The sequence below is a fragment of the Bradyrhizobium sp. UNPF46 genome, assembly GCF_006658625.1.
Classification (GTDB): Bacteria; Pseudomonadota; Alphaproteobacteria; order Rhizobiales; family Xanthobacteraceae; genus Bradyrhizobium; species Bradyrhizobium nitroreducens.
Genome location: NZ_LFJB01000040.1, coordinates 19,096 through 44,689, shown reverse-complemented (window position 1 = coordinate 44,689; position 25,594 = coordinate 19,096). Strand labels below are relative to the sequence as shown.

The 25,594-nt window shown below is 65.7% G+C and carries 27 protein-coding genes; 15 read left to right on the top strand and 12 right to left on the bottom strand.

What is annotated here, in order from left to right:
- The first annotated feature begins 212 nt into the window (after window positions 1–212).
- The 7 genes from dnaJ (at window position 213) to UNPF46_RS16440 (ending at window position 5,269) form a co-directional block, all read left to right on the top strand.
- Window positions 213–1,340: a molecular chaperone DnaJ gene (gene dnaJ / locus UNPF46_RS16470; RefSeq protein ID WP_142250704.1), complete on the top strand. Its 1,128-nt coding sequence runs from the start codon at window positions 213–215 to the stop codon at window positions 1,338–1,340.
- Between the two features lie 88 nt (window positions 1,341–1,428).
- Window positions 1,429–2,028 (top strand): class I SAM-dependent methyltransferase, encoded by a 600-nt coding sequence (locus tag UNPF46_RS16465; RefSeq protein WP_027534962.1) that lies wholly within the window; start codon window positions 1,429–1,431, stop codon window positions 2,026–2,028.
- A gap of 57 nt (window positions 2,029–2,085) precedes the next feature.
- A complete protein-coding gene (locus UNPF46_RS16460) occupies window positions 2,086–2,664 on the top strand; it encodes an NADPH-dependent FMN reductase (protein WP_100180959.1) in 579 nt (192 codons plus the stop codon).
- 6 nt (window positions 2,665–2,670) lie between these two features.
- A complete protein-coding gene (gene pyrF / locus UNPF46_RS16455; protein ID WP_142250703.1) occupies window positions 2,671–3,381 on the top strand; it encodes an orotidine-5'-phosphate decarboxylase in 711 nt (236 codons plus the stop codon).
- A gap of 25 nt (window positions 3,382–3,406) precedes the next feature.
- Window positions 3,407–3,718, top strand: a complete 312-nt coding sequence (locus tag UNPF46_RS16450) for a DUF1330 domain-containing protein (protein ID WP_100175225.1) — start codon at window positions 3,407–3,409, stop codon at window positions 3,716–3,718.
- A 92-nt stretch (window positions 3,719–3,810) separates the two neighbouring features.
- Window positions 3,811–4,626, top strand: a complete 816-nt coding sequence (dapB, locus tag UNPF46_RS16445) for a 4-hydroxy-tetrahydrodipicolinate reductase (RefSeq protein ID WP_100175224.1) — start codon at window positions 3,811–3,813, stop codon at window positions 4,624–4,626.
- A 19-nt stretch (window positions 4,627–4,645) separates the two neighbouring features.
- Window positions 4,646–5,269, top strand: a complete 624-nt coding sequence (locus UNPF46_RS16440) for a 2,3-bisphosphoglycerate-dependent phosphoglycerate mutase (protein ID WP_142250702.1) — start codon at window positions 4,646–4,648, stop codon at window positions 5,267–5,269.
- A gap of 40 nt (window positions 5,270–5,309) precedes the next feature.
- On the opposite strand, the gene UNPF46_RS16435 is transcribed toward UNPF46_RS16440, so the two are convergent.
- Together UNPF46_RS16435 and UNPF46_RS16430 are read right to left on the bottom strand one after the other, a co-directional pair.
- Window positions 5,310–6,206, bottom strand: a complete 897-nt coding sequence (locus UNPF46_RS16435) for a methylated-DNA--[protein]-cysteine S-methyltransferase (protein ID WP_142250701.1) — start codon at window positions 6,204–6,206, stop codon at window positions 5,310–5,312.
- A 54-nt stretch (window positions 6,207–6,260) separates the two neighbouring features.
- Entirely contained in the window at window positions 6,261–6,794 is a 534-nt protein-coding gene (locus UNPF46_RS16430) for a DUF2244 domain-containing protein (protein ID WP_142250700.1), read from the bottom strand.
- Window positions 6,795–6,816: 22 nt separating this feature from the next.
- Here UNPF46_RS16430 and nth point away from each other — a divergent pair, with 22 nt between their 5' ends.
- The 3 genes from nth to UNPF46_RS16415 all read left to right on the top strand — a co-directional run bounded on the left by nth (window position 6,817) and on the right by UNPF46_RS16415 (window position 10,427).
- A complete protein-coding gene (gene nth / locus UNPF46_RS16425) occupies window positions 6,817–7,599 on the top strand; it encodes an endonuclease III (protein ID WP_142250699.1) in 783 nt (260 codons plus the stop codon).
- Window positions 7,600–7,675: 76 nt separating this feature from the next.
- Window positions 7,676–8,812: an HlyD family secretion protein gene (locus UNPF46_RS16420; protein WP_142250698.1), complete on the top strand. Its 1,137-nt coding sequence runs from the start codon at window positions 7,676–7,678 to the stop codon at window positions 8,810–8,812.
- A complete protein-coding gene (locus UNPF46_RS16415) occupies window positions 8,799–10,427 on the top strand; it encodes an MFS transporter (protein WP_142250697.1) in 1,629 nt (542 codons plus the stop codon). The genes UNPF46_RS16420 and UNPF46_RS16415 overlap by 14 nt, the downstream gene beginning before the upstream one ends.
- Window positions 10,428–10,433: 6 nt before the next feature.
- Here UNPF46_RS16415 and UNPF46_RS16410 read toward each other — a convergent pair whose 3' ends face one another.
- The 3 genes from UNPF46_RS16410 to UNPF46_RS16400 all read right to left on the bottom strand — a co-directional run bounded on the left by UNPF46_RS16410 (window position 10,434) and on the right by UNPF46_RS16400 (window position 14,438).
- Complete coding sequence (locus UNPF46_RS16410) at window positions 10,434–11,174, bottom strand: sulfate transporter family protein (protein ID WP_142250696.1); 741 nt, start codon at window positions 11,172–11,174, stop codon at window positions 10,434–10,436.
- 299 nt (window positions 11,175–11,473) lie between these two features.
- Complete coding sequence (gene nikR / locus UNPF46_RS16405) at window positions 11,474–11,920, bottom strand: nickel-responsive transcriptional regulator NikR (protein ID WP_142250695.1); 447 nt, start codon at window positions 11,918–11,920, stop codon at window positions 11,474–11,476.
- 55 nt (window positions 11,921–11,975) lie between these two features.
- Window positions 11,976–14,438 carry a heavy metal translocating P-type ATPase gene (locus UNPF46_RS16400; protein WP_142250694.1) on the bottom strand — a complete coding sequence of 821 codons (2,463 nt, stop codon included), beginning with the start codon at window positions 14,436–14,438 and terminating at the stop codon, window positions 11,976–11,978.
- Between the two features lie 63 nt (window positions 14,439–14,501).
- Here UNPF46_RS16400 and UNPF46_RS16395 point away from each other — a divergent pair, with 63 nt between their 5' ends.
- Complete coding sequence (locus UNPF46_RS16395) at window positions 14,502–14,777, top strand: metal-sensitive transcriptional regulator (RefSeq protein WP_100177831.1); 276 nt, start codon at window positions 14,502–14,504, stop codon at window positions 14,775–14,777.
- A 197-nt stretch (window positions 14,778–14,974) separates the two neighbouring features.
- Here the strand turns inward: UNPF46_RS16395 and UNPF46_RS16390 are convergent, their stop codons facing one another.
- Window positions 14,975–15,949, bottom strand: a complete 975-nt coding sequence (locus tag UNPF46_RS16390; protein WP_142250693.1) for a YiiX/YebB-like N1pC/P60 family cysteine hydrolase — start codon at window positions 15,947–15,949, stop codon at window positions 14,975–14,977.
- A gap of 192 nt (window positions 15,950–16,141) precedes the next feature.
- Between UNPF46_RS16390 and UNPF46_RS16385 the strand changes: the two genes are divergently transcribed.
- Window positions 16,142–17,527: a flavin monoamine oxidase family protein gene (locus tag UNPF46_RS16385; protein ID WP_142250692.1), complete on the top strand. Its 1,386-nt coding sequence runs from the start codon at window positions 16,142–16,144 to the stop codon at window positions 17,525–17,527.
- A 62-nt stretch (window positions 17,528–17,589) separates the two neighbouring features.
- On the opposite strand, the gene UNPF46_RS16380 is transcribed toward UNPF46_RS16385, so the two are convergent.
- The 3 genes from UNPF46_RS16380 to pheS are packed head-to-tail and all read right to left on the bottom strand — an operon-like array spanning window position 17,590 to window position 21,844.
- Window positions 17,590–18,360, bottom strand: coding sequence for a sulfite exporter TauE/SafE family protein (locus UNPF46_RS16380; RefSeq protein ID WP_100177828.1), 771 nt, complete (start codon window positions 18,358–18,360; stop codon window positions 17,590–17,592).
- The gene (gene pheT, locus UNPF46_RS16375; RefSeq protein ID WP_142250691.1) at window positions 18,357–20,765 is read right to left on the bottom strand and encodes a phenylalanine--tRNA ligase subunit beta; all 2,409 of its coding nucleotides are present in this window, start codon (window positions 20,763–20,765) and stop codon (window positions 18,357–18,359) included. Before pheT ends, UNPF46_RS16380 begins: the two co-directional genes overlap by 4 nt.
- Window positions 20,762–21,844: a phenylalanine--tRNA ligase subunit alpha gene (pheS, locus tag UNPF46_RS16370; RefSeq protein WP_100177826.1), complete on the bottom strand. Its 1,083-nt coding sequence runs from the start codon at window positions 21,842–21,844 to the stop codon at window positions 20,762–20,764. The genes pheT and pheS overlap by 4 nt, the downstream gene beginning before the upstream one ends.
- Window positions 21,845–21,994: 150 nt before the next feature.
- Here pheS and UNPF46_RS16365 point away from each other — a divergent pair, with 150 nt between their 5' ends.
- On the top strand, window positions 21,995–22,420 hold the full coding sequence (locus UNPF46_RS16365) for a hypothetical protein (RefSeq protein ID WP_142250690.1): 426 nt from the start codon (window positions 21,995–21,997) through the stop codon (window positions 22,418–22,420).
- 38 nt (window positions 22,421–22,458) lie between these two features.
- Here UNPF46_RS16365 and rplT read toward each other — a convergent pair whose 3' ends face one another.
- Entirely contained in the window at window positions 22,459–22,818 is a 360-nt protein-coding gene (rplT, locus tag UNPF46_RS16360; protein ID WP_097663298.1) for a 50S ribosomal protein L20, read from the bottom strand.
- Window positions 22,819–22,908: 90 nt separating this feature from the next.
- A complete protein-coding gene (rpmI, locus tag UNPF46_RS16355; RefSeq protein WP_008143958.1) occupies window positions 22,909–23,109 on the bottom strand; it encodes a 50S ribosomal protein L35 in 201 nt (66 codons plus the stop codon).
- A gap of 272 nt (window positions 23,110–23,381) precedes the next feature.
- Between rpmI and UNPF46_RS16350 the strand changes: the two genes are divergently transcribed.
- On the top strand, window positions 23,382–23,786 hold the full coding sequence (locus UNPF46_RS16350; RefSeq protein WP_142250689.1) for a hypothetical protein: 405 nt from the start codon (window positions 23,382–23,384) through the stop codon (window positions 23,784–23,786).
- A 135-nt stretch (window positions 23,787–23,921) separates the two neighbouring features.
- On the opposite strand, the gene infC is transcribed toward UNPF46_RS16350, so the two are convergent.
- A complete protein-coding gene (gene infC / locus UNPF46_RS16345) occupies window positions 23,922–24,461 on the bottom strand; it encodes a translation initiation factor IF-3 (RefSeq protein WP_082884999.1) in 540 nt (179 codons plus the stop codon).
- Window positions 24,462–24,712: 251 nt separating this feature from the next.
- Between infC and UNPF46_RS16340 the strand changes: the two genes are divergently transcribed.
- Window positions 24,713–25,507, top strand: a complete 795-nt coding sequence (locus tag UNPF46_RS16340) for an alpha/beta hydrolase (protein ID WP_142250688.1) — start codon at window positions 24,713–24,715, stop codon at window positions 25,505–25,507.
- Window positions 25,508–25,594: the final 87 nt, after the last annotated feature.

Below are 25,594 nucleotides of genomic sequence, written 5' to 3'. Positions count from 1 at the left end.
CCCCACACGCGCTACCGGCCTCCTCCCCTTCGGGGGAGGCCGACGTGTCGGGACGAACGGGACGAGTGCCCGTTACGATCGATCAATTTCCAGCCGTTATGCTGAACGCCGCCATGCCGTCTTCCGCCGCGAGGCGGAAGGCTGCCCGTATCGTCGCGGGGCGACGTCGTTTCGCTCCGACTTGAATCGCGATTGGATAGACCGAGCTCAACATGTCCACGTCCACCAAGCGCTGCTACTACGAGACCCTCGAAGTCGAACGCGATGCCGACGAAAGCAAGCTGAAATCGTCGTTCCGCAAGCTTGCGATGAAGTTTCACCCCGACCGCAATCCCGGGGACGACACCAGCGAAGTCAAGTTCAAGGAAATCAACGAGGCCTACGAGGTCCTCAAGGACAAGGACAAGCGCGCCGCCTATGACCGCTACGGTCATGCCGCTTTCGAGCAGGGCGGCGGCGGTGCCGGCTTCGGCGCGGGCTTCGCCTCCTCCTTCTCCGACATTTTCGAGGATCTGTTCGGCATGGCCGGGCAGCGTGGCCGTGGCGGCCGCGAGCGCGGCGCCGACCTGCGCTACAACATGGAAATCACGCTCGAGGAAGCTTTTGGCGGCAAGACCGCGCAGATCGAGATCCCCGTCTCGGTCACCTGCGAGGCCTGCTCGGGCATCGGCGCCAAGGCCGGCACCAAGCCGAAGACCTGTTCGACCTGTGGCGGCGCTGGCCGCGTGCGGCAGTCGCAGGGCTTCTTTACGCTGGAGCGGACCTGTCCGGGTTGCCAGGGCCGCGGCCAGATGATCGAGGATGCCTGCCCGTCCTGCTCGGGACAGGGCCGCGTCATCCGCGAGCGCACGCTGTCGGTCAACATCCCGCAGGGCGTCGAGGACGGCACAAGGATCAGGCTCGCCGGCGAAGGCGAGGCCGGGGTCCGCGGCGGCCCGCCCGGCGACCTCTACATCTTCCTGTCACTGGCTCAGCACCAGTTCTTCCAGCGCGACGGTGCCGATCTGCATTGTCGTGTGCCGATCTCGATGGTGACGGCCGCCCTCGGCGGTGAATTCGAGGTGCCGACCATCGAGAAGAGCAAGGCCAAGGTGAAGGTCCCAGCCGGAACCCAGTCCAACCGCCGATTCCGCATCGCATCAAAGGGTATGCCGGTGCTGCGGTCGCGCCAGATGGGCGACATGTATGTTCAGGTGGTGGTCGAGACCCCACAGAACCTCACCAAGAAGCAGCAGGAATTGCTGGCCGAGTTCGAAAAACTGTCCTCCGGCAATACCCAGCCGGAGTCCGAGGGCTTCTTCGCCAAGGTCAAGGATTTCTTCGGTAATCGGGCGAGTTGACTCGGCTTGACCGTATCGACTTCGGCCTATACGTCTTTATGACCATTTTCTGACACGCCGCGGTCCCGCGGTCCCGTCCGGTCCAGACATGCCATTGCCATCGTCCGCGCGTGCGTTGAAGAAGCCTCGTCTCGACGACGAGGTGCGCTTTCTCAGGTCGTGGATCGAAAAGCCGCTCCACATGGGCGCGGTTATGCCGTCGGGCAAGCTGCTGGCCCGGACCATGGCTCATTACGTCGATGTCGATTCGGACGCGCCCGTGGTCGAGCTCGGGCCCGGCACCGGCGCCATCACCTCCGCGCTGGTCGAGCGCGGCGTCGATCAGAAGCGTCTCGTCCTCGTTGAGTACAATCCCGGCTTCTGCGCGCTGCTGCGCGACCGCTATCCGCAGGCCAAGGTGGTGCAGGGCGATGCCTATCGTCTGCGTGACACGCTCTGGAACGTGCTGAGCGCGCCGGCGAGCGCGGTCGTCTCCGGCCTGCCGCTCGTGACGAAACCGATGTTGACCCGGCTGCGGCTGATCCGCGACGCCTTCACGGCGCTCGCGCCCGGCGCGCCCTTCGTCCAGTTCACCTATGCGGTGGTGCCGCCGATCCCGAAATCGCTGCCCGGCGTGTCCACAGAGGCCTCGGAACGGATCTGGATGAACCTTCCGCCGGCCCGCGTCTGGGTGTATCGCAAGGACTAATTCCGCCGGCTTCCTCCTGTGCACGGCGGGCTCGTTTCGCCGAACGCATGGACGTGGATGCCCGCACCCAAAATCCTGGTCATTCCCGGCTCGCTGCGCACCGGTTCGCACAATGCGAAGCTGGCGGCAGCGGTCGCCTATGAATTCGCCCAGGCCGGCGTCGACGTCACCCGCATTTCGCTCGCCGATTTTCCGCTGCCGATCTACGACGGCGATCTCCAGGCCAAGTCCGGCGTGCCCAAGCACGCCATCAATCTCAAGCGCATGATCGGCGCCCATCACGGCGTTCTGTTCGTCTCGCCCGAATACAATGCCTCGGTGCCGCCGCTGTTGAAGAACGCAATCGACTGGGTCAGCCGTGTGCAGGATCCGCACGAGGCGCGCGGCGAGGTGTTCCGCAACCGTGCCTTCGCGCTCGCCGGCGCCTCGCAGAGCCGGTTAGGTGCGGCCCGTGCGCTGCAGGCGCTCAGGCTGATCCTGACCTCCTGCCACGCCAATGTGATTGCGCGCCAGCTCACGCTCGCCTTTGCCGACGAGGCCTATGACGATATGGACAAGCTCAAGAACGAGGGCGATATCGCCGCGTTGAAGGAGCTGGTCGCGCAATTGATCGACATTTCCCAACGCATGATGTGAGGTGACATGACGCCAGCCGAGATCGCCCCGAAGGACCGCCTGATCGTTGCGCTCGATCTGCCGAGCGTGGATGCTGCGGAGGCGATGATCGCGCGGCTCGGCGACAGCGTCACCTTCTACAAGATCGGCTATCAGCTCGCTTATGCCGGCGGCCTGCCGCTGATCGGCAAGCTCGCCGACAGGGGCAAGAAGGTTTTCGCCGATCTCAAGATGCACGACATCGGCAACACGGTCGCGCGTGGCGTGGAGAGCGTTGCGAAGCTCGGTGCAACCTTCGTCACCGTGCACGCCTATCCGCAGACCATGAAGGGTGCCGTCGAAGGCCGCGGCAGCGCCAGCCTGAAGATCCTCGCGGTCACGGTGCTGACCTCCTACAACGACGACGATCTGCATGCGGCCGGCTATCGGCTCAGCGTCTCCGAGCTGGTCGAAGCGCGCGCGCAGCAGGCGCAGGTGCTCGGCGTCGACGGCCTCGTGTCCTCGCCCGAGGAGGTCGGGGCCTTGCGCAGGATCGTCGGCCATCAGATGAGCCTCGTCACGCCAGGCATCCGGCCGGCGGGTGCCGCCAGTGGCGACCAGAAGCGCATCATGACGCCCGGCCGCGCGATCACCGCGGGCGCCGATTATCTCGTGGTCGGGCGGCCGGTGGTGGAAGCCGCCGACCCCAAGGCCGTCGCAGAGGCGATTCATTCCGAGATCGCGCAGGCGCTCGGCTAACCATCAAGAACAAGGGAGAAGAACAATGGCAAAGGGTTACTGGATCGGGCGCGTCGACGTGAACAATGACGAGGGCTACAAGCCCTACGCCGTCGCCAACGGTCCGATCTTCAAGAAATGGGGCGGCCGCTTCGTCGTCCGCGGCGGCAAGTTCACCACCGTCGAGGGCGCCAGTCGCACCCGTAACGTCGTGATCGAATTCCCGGACTACGAGACCGCGATCGCCTGCTACAACTCGCCGGAATACCAGGCCAACATCAAGGTGCGCCAGCCGCACTCGATCGCCGACCTCATCATCATCGAGGGCTATGACGGCCCGCAGCCGGCGGACGGCTGAAGCGGGATCTGCGCGCGCCTCCGTTTGCCTCGCCCCCTCGGTTGCCGGAACTGTCGCCCCCCGCTAAAACGGCCCCGAAGAGGATCACAACCATGTCCGACATGCGCTTGATTGTTGCAGGAGCCGGCGGCCGGATGGGCCGCGCGCTGGTGCGGGCGATCGCGGAGAGCAAAGGTGCGGTGCTGGCAGGCGCACTGGAGGCGCCGGGCTCGGAGCTGCTCGGCAAGGACTCCGGCGTGCTTGCAGGGCTGCCGGCCAACGGCATCAAGCTCTCGGCCGATCTCTGGGCGATGTCGAGGGAGGCCGACGGCATCCTCGATTTCACCGTCCCGGCGGCGACCATCGCCAACGTCGCGATCGCCGCCGAGCGGGGCATCGTCCATGTCGTCGGCACCACCGGATTGTCGGGCTCCGACAATGCCGTGATCAAGAGCGTCACCAATCGCGCCGTCGTGGTGCAATCGGGCAATATGAGCCTCGGCGTCAATCTGCTCGCCGCCGTGGTCAAGCGCGTTGCCAAGGCGCTCGACGAGAGTTTTGACATCGAGATCGTCGAGACCCATCATCGCATGAAGGTCGATGCGCCCTCCGGCACCGCGCTGATGCTGGGGCAGGCTGCCGCGAGCGGCCGCGGCGTCACGCTCGATGATCATTCGGAGCGTGGTCGCGACGGCATCACCGGCGCGCGCAGGCCCGGCAATATCGGTTTCGCCTCCTTGCGCGGCGGCACGGTGGCCGGCGATCACAGTGTCACTTTCCTCGGCCCGTTCGAGCGGCTGACGCTGTCGCATCAGGCCGAGGACCGCATGCTGTTCGCCCATGGGGCGCTGAAGGCGGCGCTGTGGGCGCATGGCAAGAAGCCGGGGCATTACTCCATGGCCGACGTGCTCGGCCTGTCTGACATCTGAACGAAACGGAAAGCAGTCAATGAGCGAACGTCTTCTCGTGCTCGTGCGCCACGGCCAGAGCGAATGGAATCTGAAGAACCTGTTCACGGGGTGGAAGGATCCTGATCTCACCGAGCTCGGCGTCAAGGAAGCGACCGAAGCCGGCCGCAAGCTGAAGGCACAGGGGCTTCAATTCGACGTCGCCTTCACCTCCGTGCTGACGCGCGCGCAACACACGCTGGATATCATCCTCGGCGAGCTCGGCCAGACCGGTCTGCCGACCTCGAAGAACCTCGCGCTGAACGAGCGCGATTACGGCGATCTCTCGGGCCTCAACAAGGACGACGCCCGCAAGAAATGGGGCGAGGACCAGGTGCTGATCTGGCGCCGCTCCTACGACGTGCCGCCGCCCGGCGGCGAAAGCCTGAAGGACACGCTCGCGCGCGCGCTGCCGTACTACGTGCAGGAGATTCTGCCCGGCGTGCTCAACGGCAAGCGCACGCTCGTCGCCGCCCACGGCAACTCGCTGCGCGCGCTGATCATGGTGCTGGAAAAGCTCACGCCCGAAGGCATCTTGAAGCGCGAGCTCGCGACCGGCGTGCCGATCATCTATCGGCTCAACGCGGATTCGACCGTGGCCTCGAAGCTGGACCTGGCGGGCTAACCTCTTCGCCTCCCCCCGCAAGCGGGGCGAGGGAGAAGACCTACTGCATCCCCAGCTGCCCGGCTTCCCAGCCCAGCATCGCCTGCTTGCGGGTGATGCCCCAATGGTAGCCGGTGAGCGTGCCGCTCTTGCCGAGCGCGCGATGGCACGGCACGACGAACGAGACCGGGTTCTTGCCGACCGCCGCGCCGACGGCGCGTGAGGCCTTCGGGCTATTGATGTTGCAGGCGATGTCCGAATACGACACCGCGCGGCCCATCGGGATCTTCAAGAGCGTCTCCCACACCCGCACCTCGAAATCGGTGCCGATCATCACCACACGCAGCGGCTGGTCCGGCCGCCAGAGTCTCGTGTCGAAGATGCGTGCGGCGAGCGGCGCGGTGCCTTCGTGATCCCAGACATAGGTGGCGTTCGGCCAGCGCCGCGTCATGTCGGCGAGCGCGACCTTTTCCTCGCCCTGATCGGCGAAGGCGAGGCCGGACAGGCCGCGATCGGTGGCGATCACGATCGCCGTGCCGAACGGCGAGGGGTGGAAGCCGTAGCGCAGGGTGAGGCCGGCGCCGCCGTTCTTCCATTCGCCCGGCGACATCGCTTCATGCGTGACGAAGAGATCGTGCAGCCGGCCCGGGCCCGAGAGACCTGAGTCGAGCGCGGCGTCGAGGATGCTCGCGGAGTCCCTGAGCAGGCCCTTGGCATGGTCGAGTGTGAGCGCCTGCATGAACGCCTTCGGCGTGATCGAGGCCCAGCGGCGGAACAGATGGTGCAGCTCATCCGGCGTGACGCCGGCCGCGTCCGCCATCGCCTCGATGGTCGGCTGCGCGCGCCAGTTCTCCGAGATGAAGGCGATTGCCCGGCGCACCGAATCATAGTCGCGCAACGCGGCGTTCTGGGGACCCGGCTTGGTCAGGCGCTGGTCATGTATGGCGAGTGTCATCATGATCGGAAATGTAGGAGAGGGACGGGTGGGAAACCACCCGATTTCCGACGTGAATCAGTGGATCGGGTTGTAGGTCGGGCCGCGCTTGGCGGCGTTGAGAGCCTCGACCAAGCCTTTGTAAAAACTTGCCTTTTCCTCCGGCCCCAGGAATCGCGCGATCCGGATCTGATGGCCGCGCGAGATCAGATAGAGATGCTCGATGCCGAAGTCCTCGTCGACCTCCATGTCGAGCCGGACCCAGAGCGGGTTGAACGTCCATTCCGCGACCTGGCCGCGGTGGCTGACGCGCCGCACCCGCAATTCGCTCGTCGTGACGGTGATCTCCTCGCGCGCCCGCGCGGTGCGGAAATTGGCCCTGAAGGCCCACCAGACCACGAGCACGTCGAGGCCGAAGAAGCCGAGCACCGGCCAGGCGCCCTTCATCAGGAAGACGAGGCCGGTGGCGAAGCTGACGATGCTCAGGAACAGCATCACGGCCAGGAAGCCGGTGCGATCGAGCGAGCGGTGCGGCGTCAGCAGCGCGGAGAAGATCTGCTGCTCGCGCAGATCTTCAAAATGCTTGTGCTCAATTTCGTTGCCTGGCCTCATCGTCCCTCAGTATATCCCGATCATGGCGAAAATCACCCGCAAGTCGGCCCCGCGCAAAGCGCCCGTGCCGAAGAACAAGACAAAGTCGGCTGCTGCGAAGCTCAAATCCGCTCCAAGAGCGGCGCCGGCGAAAAAATCGCTCAAGGCGGCAAAACCCGGTTTCTCAAAGCCCTGGACGCCGGCCGAGGTTCACGAGGTCTTCAGCCGTTTTCGTAAGGCCAACCCGGAGCCGAAGGGCGAGCTCGAGCACGTCAATCCATTCACGCTGCTGGTCGCCGTGGTGCTGTCGGCGCAGGCCACCGATGCCGGCGTCAACAAGGCCACGCGTGCCTTGTTCGAGGTCGCCGACACGCCGCGGAAGATGCTCGACCTCGGCGAGGAGCGTCTGCGCGACTTCATCAAGACCATCGGCCTCTACCGCACCAAGGCGAAGAACGTGATCGCGCTCTCGGCAAAGATCCTCAGCGAATTCGGCGGCGAGGTGCCGCGCACGCGCGCCGAGATCGAGTCCTTGCCCGGTGCAGGACGCAAGACCGCCAATGTCGTGCTCAACATGGCTTTCGGCGAGCACACCATGGCGGTCGACACGCATGTGTTCCGCGTCGGCAACCGGACCGGACTTGCGCCCGGCAAGACGCCGCTGGAGGTCGAGCTCGGCCTCGAAAAGGTGATCCCGGCCGAGTTCATGCTGCATGCCCACCATTGGCTGATCCTGCACGGCCGCTATACCTGTCTCGCGCGCAAGCCGCGCTGCGAGGTATGCCTGATCAACGATCTCTGCCGGTGGCCGGAGAAGACGGTCTGAGCTACGACCGGTCGTTGCGGGCTCTTGGTCGTCCCGCACCAACCGCGCTGAGCGCGCAGCAGTCTGGGGTGATCTCGTGAGCCAGCAGGAACAAGTTCCGTCGTCGCCGCCTGCCGCCACCCCGGCTCCGTCGCCCAGGCCGACACAGCGGCCGGCCGCTTCGCTGTGGAGCCGGTTCGCGATCCCGCTATTCGCCGTGATCGTCGCGCTCGGCTTCGTCGCGCTGGCGACGCTGCGCTTCGACGAATGGGTCGGCAACGCGCCGGTCCAGACCACCAATGACGCCTATGTGCGGGCCGAGCTGACGCGGCTGTCGAGCCGCGTCTCGGGCGAGGTGCTGACCGTCGCCGTGACCGACTTCGAGCGCGTCAAGACCGGCGATCTCCTGATCCAGATCGATCCCGCCGATTACGAGGCGCAAGTCGCGCAGGCCGAAGCCAACGTCGCCGCCGCGCAGGCCGCACTCGACAATCTTGCCAACCAGATCGAGCTGCAGTATGCGACGATCGCGCAGGCGCAGGCCGCGCGGCTCTCGGCCGAAGCGCTGGAGGTCGAGGCGCGGCAGGAGCAGGAGCGCCAGCAATCGCTGTCGCAGACCGAATCCGGCACGCGGCAGCGATTCGAGCAGGCCGTCGCCGCTTACGCCAAGGCGCAGGCCGACGTGCGCGCCAGCCGCGCGGTGATCGCAGCCCAGCAGCACCAGCTCGAGGTCCTGCAAGGCACCAGGAAGCAGCGCGCCGCCGACGTTGCGGCGGCCAAGGCAACGCAGGCGGGCGCCAAGCTCAAGCTGGGCTACACGAAGATCACGGCACCGTTCGACGGCGTTGTCGGCGAGCGCCAGGTGCAGCCCGGCGATTACGTCAATATCGGCACCAATCTCATCAACGTGGTGCCGCTGCCAAAAGTCTATGTGATCGCGAACTACAAGGAGACCCAGCTCACGCACGTGGCGCCGGGCCAGACGGTCGAGATCACCGTCGACAGTTTCCCGCGCGAGACGCTGCGCGGCAAGGTCGAGCGCATTGCGCCGGCGACGGGCTCGCAGGTTGCGCTGCTGCCGCCCGACAACGCCACCGGCAATTTCACCAAGGTGGTGCAACGCATTCCCGTCCGGATCCAGCTCGACGAAGGCCAACCGCTGTTGGCGCGTCTCGTGCCGGGCATGTCGGTCGTCACCCGCATCGACACCAGGGGCGGCAATGGCGGAAAATGACGACGGCGATCGCGGGCCGCTCTCGCGCGGTGGCGTCGCGTCGCAGCCGCTGTTCGCCGTGGCGGCGGTGCTGCTCGGCTCGTTCCTCGCGAATTTCGACAGCCGGCTGACCACCGTCGGCCTGCCCGATCTGCGCGGCGCGTTCTCGCTCTCGTTCGACGAAGGTGCCTGGCTCTCCACCGCCGGCATCGGCTCGCAGATCTTCATCGCGCCCGCGGTGGCCTGGCTCGCGACGGTGTTCGGGCTGCGGCGCGTGCTCGGCATTCCGAGCCTCGTCTACGCGCTGATCTCGATGATCATTCCGTTCGTGCACGATTATCCGACCTTGCTGGTCTTCAGCGTCGTGCACGGCCTTTTGCTCGGCACCTTCGTGCCGGCGACACTGATGATCGTGTTCCGCAACCTGCCGATCCGCTGGTGGCTGCCGGCGATCTCGATCTACGCGATCCGCGTCGGTTTCGCCTTGGATACTTCGACCTCGCTGGTCGGTTTCTATGTCGAGCATCTCGGCTGGCAATGGCTCTATTGGCAGGGTGTGGTGATCGCGCCCTTGATGGGCCTGATGGTCTATCTCGGCACGCCGAACGAGCCCGTGAACCGCGCGCTGCTGCGCGAGGCCGACTGGGGCGGCATGCTGCTGCTCGGCGCGGCCGTCTCGATGATCTATGCCGGTCTCGACCAGGGCAACCGGCTAGACTGGCTCGGCTCCGGCACCGTGATGGCGCTGCTCGTCGCCGGCGCGGCGCTGTTCGCAGCATTCCTCCTCAACGAGTCGCTCGTCCGGCAGCCCTGGGCACATGTCAACGTGCTGTTCTCGCGCAATATCGGCCTGGGTCTGGTCCTGATCCTGCTCTATACGCTGACCAGCCTGTCCAATGCGTCGCTGGTGCCGAACTTCCTCGCCGCCATCGCGCTGCTCAGGCCGGAGCAGAGCGGTCTCCTGCTGCTCGTCTATGGCGCGCTGCCGATGTTCGTGCTGGTGCCGCTCTCGATCTGGCTGCTCAGGCACTTCGATACACGCACCGTGGTGGTTGTGGGTTTTGCCTGCTTTGCCGCCGCCAATCTCTGGGGCACGCAGCTCACCCATGAGTGGGCGCGCGAGGATTTCTCCGGCATCGTCCTGCTGCAGGCGATCGGGCAGTCGCTGACTTTGCTGCCGCTCATCATCACGCTGCTGTCGAACTCCGACCCGAGCCGCGCGACGTCGTTCGCCGCCTACATCCAGATCATGCGGCTTGGCGGTGCCGAGATCGGCGTGGCGCTGATGGGCACGTGGCTGCGCGTCCGCGAGCAAGTCCATTCCTTCTATCTCGGCCAGAACCTCGGCGTTGGCGATGTCGATGTGATGCAGAGATTGAAGCAACTCGCCGACCATTTCGCGGCCCATGGGACTGGATCGGCGCCGGCGCGCGCGGTCGGCACGTTGGCAGGCATCGTGCAGCGCGAGGCCAATGTGCTCGCCTATATCGACGGCTTCTGGCTGTGCTTCTGGCTCGCGGTGGCCGCCCTCGGCGTCGTCGCACTGATCACCCGCGCGCCGCCCGGTCCGTTCACGCCGGCGCCGTTCGGCTTCGCCAAGACGGTGCTGCGGAAGTGCGGCGTGCAGGTGACGTAGGGTGCGTCACCGCATCTGCCGCGCCGGCTCGATCAGTTCGGGTCGCGGGCCTGACAGCCGCTTGTGCATGTGAACCATGAAGGCCATGGCGAAGATCGGCGTCGCCAGATTGACGATCGGGATCGAGACGAAGGCCGCGATGAAGAGGCCGGCGGTGAAGATGGTCGCGGCATTGTCGCGCCGCATCGCCTTGGCTTCCTCCGGCGAGCGGAAGCGCATCGCCGCGAGCTCGAAATATTCACGGCCCAGCAGCCAGGCGGTGGCGAGGAAGAAGATCAGGAAACCAGCGCCGGCGAACAGCACCAGCGGCAACGCGGCGAGGTACACCAAAATCGTCAGCAGCGCGGTCTTGACGCCTTCGAGGATCGCCTGGCTGAACGGCAGCGCAAGGCCCGGCTGCTCGGCGGGATAATGCTCGCGCTCGACGATGTCGGCGACGTCGTCGACGAACAGGCTCGCCACCAGCGAGGTGATCGCCGGCATCAGGAAGATGCCGCCGAACACGACGCCGAGGCCCGCCGCGATCGAGACGATCCAGGACAAGACCTCGAGCGAGGCGTGCCAGCCCGGCCCGAGCAGGCCCTCCAGCCATACCTCGCCGGAGGTCGCAAACCAGCTGAGCAGCCGCTGCAGGCCGATCGCCAGCACGGTGATCAGCACCAGCGCCAGCCCGATCGATCGCCACAGGATCGAGCGCATCGGCGGCGAGATCATTTGCGACAGCGCCTTGATGGCGGCATCCAGCATGGGGACCCTCAGAGGTAAATGACCAGCGAGAGGTAGACACCGATTGCGGCTTCGGCAAGGGGAGGGTGGCCGCGCTGCGGACGGCTGCGAACACGGCGCGAGCCCTTGCTTACCCTCCCCTGGAGGGGGAGGGTCGGCACGTGATCGAGCGAAGCGAGATCGCGTGCCGGGGTGGGGTGATCTTTCCCCACGGGCACCGCCTCGGTGGAGAGACTGTCACCCCACCCCGCTCGCGCTACGCGCGATCGACCCTCCCCCTCCAGGGGAGGGTAAGATCCGCTACGCGCGCCTAGAGTAGCCTACCCGTGCCGGTGCCCGTGCTTCCGCCCCTTCGTCGGCTTGCCGTCCCCCGTCGGGATCATCACCACGCGCCCGTAGCGCACGCCGCGCTCTGCGATGATGTGGTCGGCGAAATGCTTGACCTCGTCGGCCGAGCCGCGCAGCGCCGTCATCTCCATGCAATTGTCGTCGTCGAGATGGACGTGCAGGGTCGCCAGCGCGAGATCGTGGTGGCCGTGGAATTCCTGCACCAGTCGTTTCGACAGATCGCGCGCGGCGTGGTCGTAGACATAGACGAGGCCGGCGACGCATTGCCCGGTCTGCGCGGTGTCCTCGGTGGACTGCTGAAGCCCGGCACGGGCGAGGTCGCGGATGATCTCGGAGCGGTTCTGGTAGCCGCGTGCTTCCGCCGCCGCGTCGATCTCCGCCAGGAGATCGTCCTCGATCGTGATCGTAATTCGCTGCATCGGGTCCTCTCCGCCCATATCGCCGAATGGCTGTTTTACACGGATTTGGTCACTCTCACAGCTGCGTCGCACGCAGGCGCAAGGCATTCCCGACCACGCTCACCGAGGACAGCGCCATCGCCGCCGCCGCGATGATCGGCGAGAGCAGCACGCCGAATGTGGGATAGAGGATGCCGGCCGCGATCGGAATGCCGGCGGCGTTGTAGATGAAGGCGAAGAACAGGTTCTGGCGGATGTTGCTCATGGTCGCCTGCGACAGCTTTCGCGCGCGGACGATGCCGATGAGATCGCCCTTGAGCAGGGTCACGCCAGCGCTCTCCATTGCGACGTCGGTGCCGGTGCCCATGGCGATGCCGACTTCGGCTGCGGCCAGCGCCGGCGCATCGTTGACGCCGTCGCCGGCCATCGCGACGATGCGGCCGGCCTTTTGCAGCTTGGTCACCACCGCGCTCTTCTGATCCGGCAGCACCTCGGCCTCGACATCGGCGATGCCGAGCCGGCGCGCCACGGCCTCAGCCGTGGTGCGGTTATCGCCGGTCAGCATGATCACCTTGATGCCTTCGGCAGCTAACGCCTTCAGCGCCTCCGGGGTCGAGGCCTTGACCGGATCGGCGATCGCGAACAGGCCGGCGAGGAGGCCGTCGACGGCCATGTTGATCACAGTGGCGCCGTCGCCACGCAGCCGTTCGGCTTCAGCGTCGAGCGCCGTGGTGTCGATGCCGATCGAGGTCAGATATTTGGCATTGCCGAGCACGATCGTCTTGCCCTCGGCCTTGCCGGTCGCGCCCTTGCCGGTCGGCGAGTCGAAATGCTCGACCTGGCCGAGAGCGAGCTGCTTCTCCTTGGCGGCCCGCACGATGGCGTCGGCCAGGGGATGCTCGCTGGCGCGTTCGACACTGGCCGCAAGCCGGAGGATGTCGTCTTCCGCAAAACCGGACGCGGGCACGATCGCGACCACCTTGGGCTTGCCTTCGGTCAACGTGCCCGTCTTGTCGACCACCAGCGTGTCGATCTTTTCCATCCGCTCCAGCGCCTCGGCGTTCTTGATCAGCACGCCACCTTGCGCGCCGCGGCCGACGCCGACCATGATCGACATCGGGGTCGCCAGGCCCAGCGCGCACGGGCAGGCGATGATCAGCACGCTGACGGCGGCGACGAGACCGAAGGCCAGCCGCGGCTCCGGGCCGAACCAGGCCCAGGCAGCGAAGGCGGCGAGGGCAACGACGATGACGGTCGGCACGAACCAGCCCGCGACCTGATCGGCCAGACGCTGGATCGGTGCGCGCGAGCGCTGCGCGTCGGCGACCATTTGCACGATCTGCGACAGCAACGTCTCGCGTCCGACCTTGTCGGCGCGCATGATGAAGCTGCCCGACTGGTTCAGCGTACCTGCGATGACCTTTGCGCCGGCTTCCTTGGTGACAGGCATGGATTCGCCCGTGACGAGGGATTCGTCGAGCGAGGAACGCCCCTCCAGGATGAGGCCGTCGACCGGCACCTTCTCGCCGGGGCGAACGCGCAAACGATCGCCGGCATGAAGCGTGTCGATCTCGACCTCATGCTCGCTGCCGGTGTCGTCAACGCGGCGCGCGGTCTTCGGGGCCAGCTGCAGCAGCGCCTTGATCGCGCCAGAGGTCGCGTCGCGGGCCCGCAGCTCCAGCACCTGGCCGAGCAGGACCAACACGGTGATGACGGCCGCCGCCTCGAAATAGACCGCGACCGCGCCTTCATGGCCGCGGAACGCATCAGGGAAGGCCCGCGGCACGAGAGTGCCGGCGAGGCTGTAGACATAGGCAACCCCGGTGCCCATCGCGATCAGCGTGAACATGTTGAGATTGCGCGTCAGCAGCGACTGCCAGCCGCGAACGAAGAACGGCCAGCCGGCCCACAGCACCACGGGCGTCGCGAAGACGAGCTGGATCCAGTTCGACAGCGTCGGGTCGATCCAGTTGTGCGGGCCGGCGAGGTGGCCGCCCATCTCCAGCACCACCGCCGGCAGCGCCAGCGCGCCGCCGATCCAGAATCGCCGCGTCATGTCGGCGAGCTCCGGATTGGGCCCGGTCTCCAGGCTCGCCACCTCGGGCTCCAGCGCCATGCCGCAGATCGGGCAGCTGCCGGGTCCGACCTGGCGGATCTCCGGATGCATCGGACAGGTGTAGATCGTGCCCGCCGGCATCTCGGGCTCAGGTGCCGTCTCCTTGGCGAGATATTTGGCGGGATCGGCGGCGAACTTGGTGCGGCAGCCGGCCGAGCAGAAATGGAAAGTCTCGCCCTGATGTTCAAAGCGATGCTTCGAGGTCGCGGGATCGACCGTCATCCCGCAGACCGGGTCCTTGACCTTGGTCAAGGCGTCACCGTGGTCATGGGTGTGATGATGGCCATGGCCGGAATGATCGCCGTGGCCGCCGCAGCACGAGGAGCCGGCAGGCTTCGCCGCCGGCGGTGCAGCTTTCGAGGAACAGCCGCATCCGGACTGCGTTTCCGCGTCGTGGCGATGCTCGTGCTCGTTGTTGTTCATTTCCCTGCTCCGGCCCCTGTCCGTGGTCTTGCTACCCGTACCCGGTAAGGGTATATAGACCTCATGCGCAAGGACATCAAGGCATCTGTCGGAAAACGGCTCGGCCGGATCGAAGGTCAGGTTCGTGGCCTCTCCAAAATGGTAGAGGAAGACCGCTACTGCATCGACATCGTGACGCAGATCTCGGCGGTGCGTGCCGCGCTGCGTCGGGTCGAGGAGGAAATCCTGAAGGACCACGTCGCCCATTGCGTCGAGCACGCGATCGCGAGCGGCGACAAGGCCGATCAGCGCGCGAAGATCGCGGAGCTGATGGCGGTGATCGGACGGGCGGAGCGGTAGGGCAATATTCCGCAGCCATTGCGAGAAGGTCGCGACAAGATTGCGTAGCAATTTTGCGCTGATGCGACGAAGCAATCCAGACGGCCTCCGCGGAGGGATTCTGGATTGCTTCGTTGCGCTCGCAAGACGGCTGTGGAGGCGAGATCTCGCCATGCTCACTGCCGTCGTCCCTGCTTTCGCAAGCGACGATAGCGGGGCTACGCCGCCCTTTCGCGGGCGAGGCCGCGCCGCCTCGGGCGGTACATTGCGAGCTTCTTCAGCAGCGGGACGTGTGCGGGGACGCATCCGCCCACCGGAGGCTGCGCACTCACTTGCTCAGCCGGAATCTCATCCGGCGCTTCTTGGTCAACCGCTTCAGGAACGAGCGGCGGCGCCATGAACGTTTCTGGAAACACACCGAACGAGCCCGCTACCTCCTCGAGCGGCTTCTGCTTGTCGGCCCAGTGCAAGGCTGTGTAGTCGAACCCGTGCACGATGGTGGGTTTGACGACTTCGAAATAGGGCGAGATGTCGAAGTCGCGGGGCATGTAGAGCGAGGAATCGCGGATGTGCAGGATCTCGCGGCGGGCGGCGCGGCTGCCGGCCTTGGTGATCTTCGGCAGGATCGGATAGCGCACCGCATCGAAGGCCTGCGCGATCAGCGCCGAGCAGATGATCTTGGTCGGGTCGCCCGAGCCGATTGCGATCATGCGGCGCCGCCAACGCTGCGGTATCGGCAGTGGGAACAGGTAACGCATGAGGTCGACGATGTTCTTGGTATCGTAGCCGAAGCCGATGCGGTTGATCGCATAGCGGCAGACCGTGGTGCGATCCTCATAGGACAGCCCGACCGGGCGGCAGAGGCGGGTGTGGTACGGGAAATATTTCGACAGCGGCGCCGAGGTGACGCCCTCGCCGATATTGGCCTCGATCAGCACATGCGGCTCGCCGTCGGGCTCCTCGGCGCCCTCGACCGGCCCGACATAGAGCGCGGCATGCGACCAGGTTGACTGCGTCAGATATTTGATGATGCCGGAGATGCGGTTGTTGCCCTCGACCAGCAGCACGTCGCCGGGTTCGATGACGCCGCGCAGATGTTCCGGGTCGCTCGGCGTGAACGGCTCGTAGCCCGGCACCTCCTTGGAGAGGTACGCGGCAATCAGCTTGCCGACTGAATCTAGGACCGTCCCCATTTCAAGCTCCCCCCACGGCCTTTTCCGGCCGTCTTTTTCCCTTCTCTATCATGGTCGAAACGTCTTGCGATTCGGTTCATCAGTCCGTGAGGTCAAGCACGATTGATTCACCATGATGGTTGCCGTGCAACATCAGATACGGCAAGGTTCGCCGAGTGTTCCCGTCAGCCGCAAGTCCTCGGAAACCATGACATGACAATCACGCGCCGCGGTTTCCTTGTCGCGTCGGCGGCTGTTGCCGCGCTGCCGGTCCTGCGCGCAGGCGCCGCGCCCCTGCCGCGCGAGGCTGACATCGTCGTGATCGGTGCGGGGGCTGCCGGTATCGCCGCAGCGCGGCGCATCATGGCAACGGGCCGCAAGGTCATCGTGGTGGAAGCGGGAGCCCAGATCGGCGGCCGCTGTATCACCGACAGCACCACCTTCGAGGTGCCGTTCGAGCGTGGCGCGCGCTGGATGCACAATCCCGACACCAATCCGATGATCAGGCTTGCGCGCAGTGTCGGGCTGGATGTGTTGCCGGCCCCCACAGGCCAGAAGATGCGTATCGGGCGTCGCAACGCGCGCGCGGGCGAGACCGAGCAGTTTTTGGCGGCGCTGGTGCGCGCCAATCGCGCCATCGACGAGGCCTCGCGGGCCAAGCTGGATACCTCCTGCGCCTCCGTGCTGCCCAAGGATCTCGGCGACTGGGCGGGCGCCGCCGAGTTCATGCTCGGCGCGGGCTTTGCCGGCAAGGACTTGAAGGATCTCTCCGCGATCGACAAGGGGCGCGCGCAGGACCGCAACGCGGCCATTGCCTGCCGTCAGGGCCTGGGCACGCTGATCACGAAGCTCGGCGAGCAGGCGCCGGTGGCGCTGTCGACGGCGGCGAGCCGGGTCGCCTGGAGCAACCGCGACGTCAGCGTCGAGACGCAAGCCGGCAAGATCGCCGCGCGCGCCGTCATCGTCACGGTCTCCACCAACGTGCTGACATCGGGCATGATCAAGTTCACGCCCGATATTCCCAAGCGCACGTTGGACGCGGCATCAAAGCTCGGCCTCGGCAGCTACGATCGCATCGCGCTGCAATTGCCGGGCAATCCGCTCGGCCTGTCGCGCGACGATATCCTCATCGAGCAGAGCAATTCGACCCGCACGGCGCTGATGTTCGCCAATATCGGCGGCTCCTCGCTCTGCTCGATCGACGTCGGCGGCGCGTTCGGCCGCGATCTTTCCGAGCAGGGCGAGAAGGCGATGGCGGCCTTCGCGCAGGAATGGATCACAAAGCTGTTCGGCAGCGAAGCCGCGTCCGCCGTGCAGAAGACCAGCGCGACGCGCTGGAATGCGTCACCTTACGTGATGGGCGCGATGTCGGCGGCTTCTCCCGGCGGCCAGCTTTCACGAAAGATCCTGACCGAACCGATCGGCAATCTGTTCCTCGCCGGCGAAGCAACCCATGAGACGCTGTGGGGCACGGTCGACGGCGCCTGGGAAAGCGGCGAGCGCGCCGCGGACGCGGCCTTGCGCAAGATCGGCGCGCTGAAAGACGAGCCCGACGTGCCGACGCAGTCGATGAAGAAGCGGCGCGTGCCGCGGCAGTAGGCCCAACTAAGCTCGCCACCAACTGTCGTCCCTGCGAACGCAGGGACGACCCGTAGAGAGAGTCACCGCAAAATTCCGTCCAGCACCGGCAGCCCGGCGATCACCGCTATCGCAATCAGCGCATAGCAGATGCCGCGAAACACCTTTTCGCTGGTACGTCCGAACAGCGAGGCGCCGAAGGCGACGCCGATCGCATAGACCGGCCCGACGATCAGCGAGAGCAAGAGTGACTCGCGCGAGATCAGTCCCGTGGACGCGTAACTGATCATCGAGAACAGATCCGACGCGCCGAAGAACAGCAATATATTGGCGCGCGCCACGATCGGCGCGATCGGGCGTCCCAGCCAGTAGCCGACGATCGGCGGGCCGCCGGTCTGCGCAAGGCCGCTGCAGAAGCCGGAGAGGCCGCCGATGCCGACCGAGAGCCAGGCGTGGTCCTTGCCGCGATAGCGCCAGCCTGACAGCAGCAGAAGCAGCAGCGCGGCGACGAAGCCGGAGATGATCCAGCGCGTGGTGACGGGCTCCAGCACGCTGAGGAAATAGGTGCCGACGGGAACGCCGACCAGCGCGCCCAGCACGATCACGGCGGTGGCCTTGCGGTCAGCCTTCCGCCACGCGTCCGGCAGCAGCGGCGCCGCCGCGACGAAATCGATGACGAGAAGGAGCGCCGCGACCAGCCGTGGCGCGGCAATGCTGCTCGCGAGCGGCATGAAGATCAGCGCCGAGCCGAAGCCGGAGAAGCCGCGGGCGGTGCCCGAAACGAAAGCGACGGCGCAGAGCGCCATCGCAATGGTGAGGCTGACGTCCTTCGGAAGGAAATCCGCGAAGGTCATCCGCGCAGGACGCCGCCGGTCTTCTTCGTGACCTCGGCGACGATCTTCGCCGCGACACCGTCGATTTCCTGATCGGTCAGCGTCTTCTCGCGCGGCTGGAGCGTGACCGCGACCGCGATCGACTTCTTGCCGTCGTCGATGCCCTTGCCCTCGTAGACGTCGAAGACGTTCACGCCGGCAATCAGCTTCTTGTCGACACCCTGGGCGGCGCGGACGATGTCGGCGGCCTTTACGCCACGGTCGACGATGAAGGCGAAGTCGCGCGACACGGGCTGGAATGCCGACAGCTCGATCACGGGTTTTGCGCGGGTCGGCTTCTTCTTGGCCTCTGGGATACGGTCGAGGATCACCTCGAACACGACAAGCGGACCGTCGGCACCGAGAGCCTCCAGCGCGCGCGGATGCACTTCGCCGAAAGTGCCGAGCACGTTTTGCGGCCCGATCTGGATCGTGCCGGAGCGGCCGGGATGCAGCCATTTCGGGCCGCCAGCGACGATCTGCAGGGCCTGCATCGGCGCGCCGCTTGCTGCCAGCACCGCCAGCGCATCGGCCTTGGCGTCGAACACATCGGCCTGCGCCGAGCCGGTCCAGTGCCGTCCGAGACCTTCCGACGACGCAAAGCCGCGGCGAACACCGCTCGCCGCCAGGAACTGGTCCTGCGGACGGTCTCCCTTGAAGATCTGACCGACCTCGAACAGCGCGACATCGTTCACGCCGCGATTGGCGTTGGCTTGAGCTGCCGCGATCAGGCCCGCGAGCAACGTCGGACGCATGTCGGAGAGGTCAGATGCGATCGGGTTGGCCACTTCCAGCTCACGCTGGCCGCCTCCGAACAATTCGGCCGCAGCTTTCGTGATGAACGACCAGGTCACGGCCTCGATGATGCCGCGGCTTGCCAGCGCGCGCCGGGCGCGGCGCGTGCGCAGCTGCAGCGGCGTCAGCACCGGCTTGCGCGCATCCTCGCCGCGCTCGAACGGTGTCATCGGCACCTTGTCGACGCCGAAGATGCGGACGATCTCCTCGACGATGTCGGCCTTGCCGTGCACGTCGGAGCGCCACGAGGGCACCGCGACCTTCACGACCGGGCCCGGGCCCGCCATCATGAAGCCGAGATGCGTCAGGATGCGCTTCATCTCCGGCTGCGGCACCTCGATGCCGGAGAGGCGCCTGACCTCGGTGATCGGGAATTCGATCACGCGGTCGTCGCCGAAGGATTTGCCGACCACGACATTCTCGGACGGCGTGCCGCCGCACATCTCCATCACGAGTTTCGTCGCCAGTTCCAGACCGGGCACCATGAAGGCTGGATCGACGCCGCGCTCGAAGCGGTAGCGCGCGTCCGAATTGATGCCGAGCTTGCGGCCGGTCTGGGCGATGTTGATCTCGTTCCACAGCGCCGATTCGATCAGCACGTCGGTGGTGTTCTCGTCGCAGCCCGACGCTTCGCCGCCCATGATGCCGGCGAGCGATTCGACGCCGTGCTCGTCCGCGATCACGCAAGTCGCGGGATCGAGATTGTAGGTGCGGCCGTCGAGCGCAAGCAGCGTCTCGCCGTCGCGGGCGCGGCGCACCACGAGATTGCCCTTCACCTTCCTGGCGTCGAACACGTGCAGCGGCCGCGCGCGGTCGTAGGTCATGAAGTTGGTGATGTCGACCAGCGCGTTGATTGGGCGCAGGCCGATCGCGGTCAGCCGCTTCTGGAGCCATTCCGGCGACGGCCCGTTCTTCACACCGCGCACGAGCCGAAGCGCGAAGCCTGGACACAAATTGGCGTCCTCGACCGTGACCTTCACGGGGCAGGGGAATTCGCCCTTGATCGGCTTGATGACGGGGTCCTTGAACTTGCCCATGTCGGCGGCGGCGAGGTCGCGCGCGATGCCGTGCACGCCGGTGCAATCCTGCCGGTTCGGCGTCAGATTGATCTCGACCACGGGATCGCCGAGCCCGGCCCATTCGGCGTAAGCAGCGCCGATCGGCGCATCCGTGGGCAATTCCATGATGCCGTCATGGTCGTTGGAGATCTGCAGCTCGGCCGCCGAACACAGCATGCCGCGGCTCTCGACGCCGCGGATGGTGCCCACACCAAGCGTGATGTCCTTGCCGGGAATGTAGGTGCCGGGCGGCGAGAACACGCTCACGAGACCCGCACGCGCATTCGGTGCGCCGCACACGACCTGCACCGGCGCACCGCCGTTGCCGGTATCGACCATGCAGACGCGCAGGCGATCCGCATTCGGATGCTGCTCGGCCGAGATCACCTTCGCGATGGTGAACGGCTTCAGCGCCTTCGCCTTGTCCTCGATGGTCTCGACCTCGAGCCCGATCATGGTGAGCTTCTCGGCAAGCCTGTCGAGCGGCTCGTCGGTCTCGAGATGGTCCTTCAGCCAGGAGAGGGTGAATTTCACGAGCTCAGCCCTCCGGCAAGCGTTGGCACTTCGAGCGGCTTGAAGCCGTAGTGGCTCAGCCAGCGGACGTCGCTGTCGAACAGCTGGCGCAGATCGGCGATGCCGTATTTCAGCATGGCGATGCGGTCGATGCCCATGCCCCAGGCAAAGCCCTGGTACTCGTCGGGATCGATGCCGCAGGCGCGCAGCACGTTCGGATGCACCATGCCGCAGCCGAGAATCTCCAGCCAGTCCTCACCCTCGCCGAAGCGGATCTCGCCCTTGTCGCGGCGGCACTGGATGTCGACTTCCAGCGACGGCTCGGTGAACGGGAAGAACGACGGGCGGAAGCGCATGTTGATGTGGTCAACCTCGAAGAACGCCTTGCAGAACTCGTGCAGGATCCATTTGAGGTGGCCGAGATGCGAGGTCTTGTCGATGACGAGGCCCTCGACCTGGTGGAATTGCGGCGTGTGGGTCGCGTCCGAATCGATGCGGTAGGTGCGGCCCGGGCAGATCACGCGGATCGGCGGCTTCTGGCTCAGCATGGTGCGCACCTGCACCGGCGAGGTGTGGGTTCGCAGCAGCATGCGCGAGCCGTCTTCCTTCGGATGGAAGAAGAACGTGTCGTGCATCTCGCGCGCCGGATGGCCTTCCGGAAAATTCAGCTTGGTGAAGTTGTAATCGTCGGTCTCGATATCCGGGCCTTCGGCGACCGAGAATCCCATGTCGGCGAAGATCGTGGTCAGCTCGTCCCAGACCTGGCTCAGCGGATGGATGCGGCCGGCTTCGGTCGGCGCCTCGCGCAGCGGCAGCGTGACGTCGACGGTCTCGGATGCAAGCCGGGCATCGAGCGCGGCCGATTTCAGCACGTCGCGCCTTGCGGCGAGCGCCTCGGTGACCTTGTCCTTGGCCTGGTTGATCGCCGCACCCTGCGTCTTGCGCTCGTCGGGCGACATCTTGCCGAGCGTGGCGAGCAGCGCCGAGATCGAGCCCTTCTTGCCGAGCGCTGCGACACGCACGGCTTCGAGCGCGGCTTCGTCGCCGGCGGCGGCGATCTGGTCGAGGATGGATGTTTCGAGCGTTGCGAGGTCGGACACTGTCAAATCCTTGGCTCCAAATTCGGCTGGGTTGTCGCCGCCGGAAGGCGGTAACGTCAAGCGAAAAGCCGGTCATTTTCGGCCTGGAACGGCTGGGTTGAACCTCACGCGGGGGCCCGGGACCAACGACGGTACGAGGAGACTTTCGCGATGCTTTCCAGATCCTGTGCTGCCGTTGTTCTTGCCGCCCTGACCGGCGTCCTCTCGGTCGCAGGCACCCCTGCGCGCGCCATGGTCTGCATGGAGACATCCATGACGCTGGATGAGGTCGTCGACACCATCACCAAGCAGAAGAGCTGCGAAAGCGCGATGAAGGTGTTTCAGGATTGCCAATTGACGGCGAGCGGGGACGTCCAGCTCGGCGCCGCCGTCGAAAAGAAGTGCGAGGCGGACTTCCTGCCGGGTCTCAACACGGCGCAGCAGCAGGCATACAAACGCGAGATGCGCGCCTGCGATCAGAAGTACCGGAACAAGTCCGGCACCATGTATCTCTCGTTTGCAGCTTTTTGCCGGGCGGAGGTCGCCCAGCGCACCTCGCAACGCGCACTGAAGGCTGCGGGCCAGAGGGCCCGCTAGCGCGAGCCTCGGGCCGCAACTGGGCGGCCTTGGCCGCCTTACGCCGCGAGAGCGGCCTTGGCCTTCTCGGCGATCGCCTGGAACGCCGCAGGCTCGCTGATCGCGAGATCCGACAGCACCTTGCGGTCCACGGTGATCCCCGACTTGGCCATACCGTCGATGAACTTGCTGTAGGTCAGGCCGAACGGACGGACGGCAGCGTTGATGCGCTGGATCCAGAGCGCGCGGAACGTCCGCTTCTTACGCTTGCGATCGCGGAAGGCGTATTGCTGGGCCTTCTCCACGGCCGGCTTGGCGGCGCGGATGGTGTTCTTGCGGCGGCCGTAGAAGCCCTTGGCGGCCTTGTAGACTTTCTTGTGCTTGGCGTGGGCGGTCACACCGCGTTTGACGCGTGCCATGACGAATATCCTTCAGAGATGACTTGTTTTCGGATCGCCGCGACAGACGCGGCGGAGCTGGCAATGATCTTGGACGATCGCTGGACGCGATCAGGCGTTCGGCAAGAAGTACTTCTTGACGTTGTCGCCGTCGGTCTTGAACAGCACGGCGGTGCCGCGCAGCTGACGGATCTGCTTCTTCGTCCGCTTGATCATGCCGTGACGCTTGCCGCGATGGGCGAACATCACTTTGCCGGTGGCAGTCACCTTGAAGCGCTTTTTGGCGCCCGATTTGGTCTTCAGCTTGGGCATTTGGCTCTCCTAATGGCCACAGAACTCCGCCCGCGAAGGCGGCTGGCCGTCAAAAATGCTCGTTAGAGCGTTGATTGTGCTCAGGTTTTTGCGAACAAGCGCAAAGCCCGCACGAAACACCGCCACGGCAGCCCTTAATCAGCCGGGCGATGAAGGCCGGGCTTATGACAGGAAACGGGCGAATTGGCAACGATGAACCGGCGGAACCTGGCCGCCGACTATTCGGAATTGCTACCTTCATGTCCAAGTTTGTCGCCTGGAGCAGGACCAAAATGGCTCATTTCCCCCAATCGCTTTCGTCTCTGACCGATTTTGCTCGCCCGCGCCGTCTGGCGCTGCTCGCCGTGCTCGCCACGGCCGTGCTGCCATCGACGGCCGACGCCCGCGGCGCCGGCTATGACGGCATCTGGAACGTCACCTTCGCCACCACACGGGGCAATTGCAGCTCCGGCTACAGCGTCCCCTTCACCGTCACCGGCAACCGGGTCTCCTCCGCCGGCGGCGGCCGGGTCTCCGGCAGGGTCAATCGCGGCGGCGCCGTCGCCGTCCAGGTCTCGGTCGGCGCCTCCCATGCCAGCGGCGGCGGCCGGCTCGCCGGCGCCAATGGTACCGGCTCCTGGAAGGGCGTCATTTCCGGCGACCAGTGCAGCGGTACCTGGCAGGCGACGCGGACGTAGTCGCCGGGAAGGTGGTGCGCCCCGTCCCCCGCGTGGGAGGGTGCAGCGCCCGCGGTTTGCGCCTCGCCCAAAAAACAAAACGGCCCGCCGGAGATCCGGACGGGCCGTTGAATTCCAAGTCTCAAACGGCTGCCGTCAGCGCGGCGCCAGGACCATGACGACCTGACGGCCCTCGAAGCGCGCGTCCTGCTCGACCTTGGCGAGCTCGGCCACGTCGGTCTTGATCTTGTCCAGCAGCTTGGTGCCGATCTCCTGGTGCGCCATTTCGCGGCCGCGGTATCGCAGCGTGATCTTGACCTTGTCGCCTTCTTCGAAAAACCGCTGCATTGCGCGCATCTTCACGTCGTAATCGTGGTCGTCGATCATCGGGCGGAGCTTGATCTCCTTGATCTCGACGATCTTCTGCCGCTTGCGGGCTTCGGCAGCTTTTTTCTGGGCGGAATACTTATACTTCCCGTAGTCCATGATCTTGCAGACGGGAGGGCTGGTATTCGGCGAAATCTCGACCAGATCCATGCCAGCTTCCTGGGCCATGCGGATGGCGACGACGGTCTCGACCGTGCCTTTGTTGTCACCGGTCTGATCGATCAGCTGGATCTGCGCATTGCGAATATCATCATTGATGCGCGGCCCGTCTTTGCTGGCAACGGGCGGGGCTTTATTGGGACGGCGAATGGGTGGTTCTCCAAGGTTGTGAAAGAAGCGGCTATCTTGAAGGAAGATGCGGTTGCCGGCAAGCAAGTCGCTCGTGCGGCAAGTGAAAAACCCTCAAATGCGAGGCATTTTGGTCACGCCTGGGCACGCTGATCGACATAGACACCTTGCTTCTGTTCCGCAAGCGTCCCAAAGGGCCAATGACACACGTCCGGTCGCCTCGCTGGAGGCGCCCCTGACAGCTCAAACTGCAAAGCCAGAGTAAACGTTCCATGACCGATGCAATTGCCGATGCCGTGCTCGACTTCATCGAATTGGGCGAGGGACCGTCCGCACGCAGGATCGCGGTGCGCCACCGTGCCGGAAAGGGTCCGGGGCCCGGCCTGGTCTGGTTGGGCGGATTCAAGTCGGACATGCAGGGCGGCAAGGCCGTGGCGCTGGATGGCTGGGCCCGGGATCATGGCCGCGCCATGGTCCGGTTCGACTATTCCGGCCACGGCGAATCCGGCGGTGATTTCGCCGACGGCACCATCGGCAGCTGGCTCGAGGATAGCGTCGCGGTATTCGAACGCTTCTGCGACGGTCCGCAGGTCCTGATCGGTTCATCCATGGGCGGCTGGATGGCGCTGCTGCTCGCGCGCGAGATCAAGAAGCGATCCAGCAAGGGGTCGCTGGCTGGCCTCGTGCTGATCGCGCCGGCGCCCGACTTCACCGAAGAGCTGATGTGGAAGAAGTTTCCGCCCGCGGTGAAGAAGGAGATCGAGAGCAAGGGCTTCTGGCTGCGGCCGTCGGACTACGGCGACGGTTCGCCCTATCCGATCACGCGGAACCTGATCGAGGAGGGGCGCAATCACCTCGTGCTCGGCAGCGCCATCGATCTCGGTTGCCCGGTCCGCATCCTGCAGGGCGCGCAGGATCCCGACGTGCCCTGGCAGCACGCCTTCGCGCTGACGCATCGCCTTCCCGCCGACGACGTCGTGCTGACCATGATCCAGGATGGCGACCACCGCCTCTCCCGCCCGCAGGACATCGCGCGCATTCTTGCCGCGGTGGCGGAGATCGGGTGACTTCTTCCTTCCCCCCTTGTGGAGGAAGGTGGCGCGCAGCGCCGGATGAGGGGTTCTTTCCACGAGCTCGATTCGCGGAAGCGACCC

What these genes read in the sequence shown, in the direction of transcription:
- dnaJ (WP_142250704.1), top strand. Translation starts at nt 213, where the DNA reads ATGTCCACGTCCACCAAGCGCTGCTACTACGAGACCCTCGAAGTCGAA.
- UNPF46_RS16465 (WP_027534962.1), top strand. Translation starts at nt 1,429, where the DNA reads ATGCCATTGCCATCGTCCGCGCGTGCGTTGAAGAAGCCTCGTCTCGAC.
- UNPF46_RS16460 (WP_100180959.1), top strand. Translation starts at nt 2,086, where the DNA reads ATGCCCGCACCCAAAATCCTGGTCATTCCCGGCTCGCTGCGCACCGGT.
- pyrF (WP_142250703.1), top strand. Translation starts at nt 2,671, where the DNA reads ATGACGCCAGCCGAGATCGCCCCGAAGGACCGCCTGATCGTTGCGCTC.
- UNPF46_RS16450 (WP_100175225.1), top strand. Translation starts at nt 3,407, where the DNA reads ATGGCAAAGGGTTACTGGATCGGGCGCGTCGACGTGAACAATGACGAG.
- dapB (WP_100175224.1), top strand. Translation starts at nt 3,811, where the DNA reads ATGTCCGACATGCGCTTGATTGTTGCAGGAGCCGGCGGCCGGATGGGC.
- UNPF46_RS16440 (WP_142250702.1), top strand. Translation starts at nt 4,646, where the DNA reads ATGAGCGAACGTCTTCTCGTGCTCGTGCGCCACGGCCAGAGCGAATGG.
- UNPF46_RS16435 (WP_142250701.1), bottom strand. Translation starts at nt 6,206, where the DNA reads ATGATGACACTCGCCATACATGACCAGCGCCTGACCAAGCCGGGTCCC.
- UNPF46_RS16430 (WP_142250700.1), bottom strand. Translation starts at nt 6,794, where the DNA reads ATGAGGCCAGGCAACGAAATTGAGCACAAGCATTTTGAAGATCTGCGC.
- nth (WP_142250699.1), top strand. Translation starts at nt 6,817, where the DNA reads ATGGCGAAAATCACCCGCAAGTCGGCCCCGCGCAAAGCGCCCGTGCCG.
- UNPF46_RS16415 (WP_142250697.1), top strand. Translation starts at nt 8,799, where the DNA reads ATGGCGGAAAATGACGACGGCGATCGCGGGCCGCTCTCGCGCGGTGGC.
- UNPF46_RS16410 (WP_142250696.1), bottom strand. Translation starts at nt 11,174, where the DNA reads ATGCTGGATGCCGCCATCAAGGCGCTGTCGCAAATGATCTCGCCGCCG.
- nikR (WP_142250695.1), bottom strand. Translation starts at nt 11,920, where the DNA reads ATGCAGCGAATTACGATCACGATCGAGGACGATCTCCTGGCGGAGATC.
- UNPF46_RS16400 (WP_142250694.1), bottom strand. Translation starts at nt 14,438, where the DNA reads ATGAACAACAACGAGCACGAGCATCGCCACGACGCGGAAACGCAGTCC.
- UNPF46_RS16395 (WP_100177831.1), top strand. Translation starts at nt 14,502, where the DNA reads ATGCGCAAGGACATCAAGGCATCTGTCGGAAAACGGCTCGGCCGGATC.
- UNPF46_RS16390 (WP_142250693.1), bottom strand. Translation starts at nt 15,949, where the DNA reads ATGGGGACGGTCCTAGATTCAGTCGGCAAGCTGATTGCCGCGTACCTC.
- UNPF46_RS16385 (WP_142250692.1), top strand. Translation starts at nt 16,142, where the DNA reads ATGACAATCACGCGCCGCGGTTTCCTTGTCGCGTCGGCGGCTGTTGCC.
- UNPF46_RS16380 (WP_100177828.1), bottom strand. Translation starts at nt 18,360, where the DNA reads ATGACCTTCGCGGATTTCCTTCCGAAGGACGTCAGCCTCACCATTGCG.
- UNPF46_RS16365 (WP_142250690.1), top strand. Translation starts at nt 21,995, where the DNA reads ATGCTTTCCAGATCCTGTGCTGCCGTTGTTCTTGCCGCCCTGACCGGC.
- rplT (WP_097663298.1), bottom strand. Translation starts at nt 22,818, where the DNA reads ATGGCACGCGTCAAACGCGGTGTGACCGCCCACGCCAAGCACAAGAAA.
- rpmI (WP_008143958.1), bottom strand. Translation starts at nt 23,109, where the DNA reads ATGCCCAAGCTGAAGACCAAATCGGGCGCCAAAAAGCGCTTCAAGGTG.
- UNPF46_RS16350 (WP_142250689.1), top strand. Translation starts at nt 23,382, where the DNA reads ATGGCTCATTTCCCCCAATCGCTTTCGTCTCTGACCGATTTTGCTCGC.
- UNPF46_RS16340 (WP_142250688.1), top strand. Translation starts at nt 24,713, where the DNA reads ATGACCGATGCAATTGCCGATGCCGTGCTCGACTTCATCGAATTGGGC.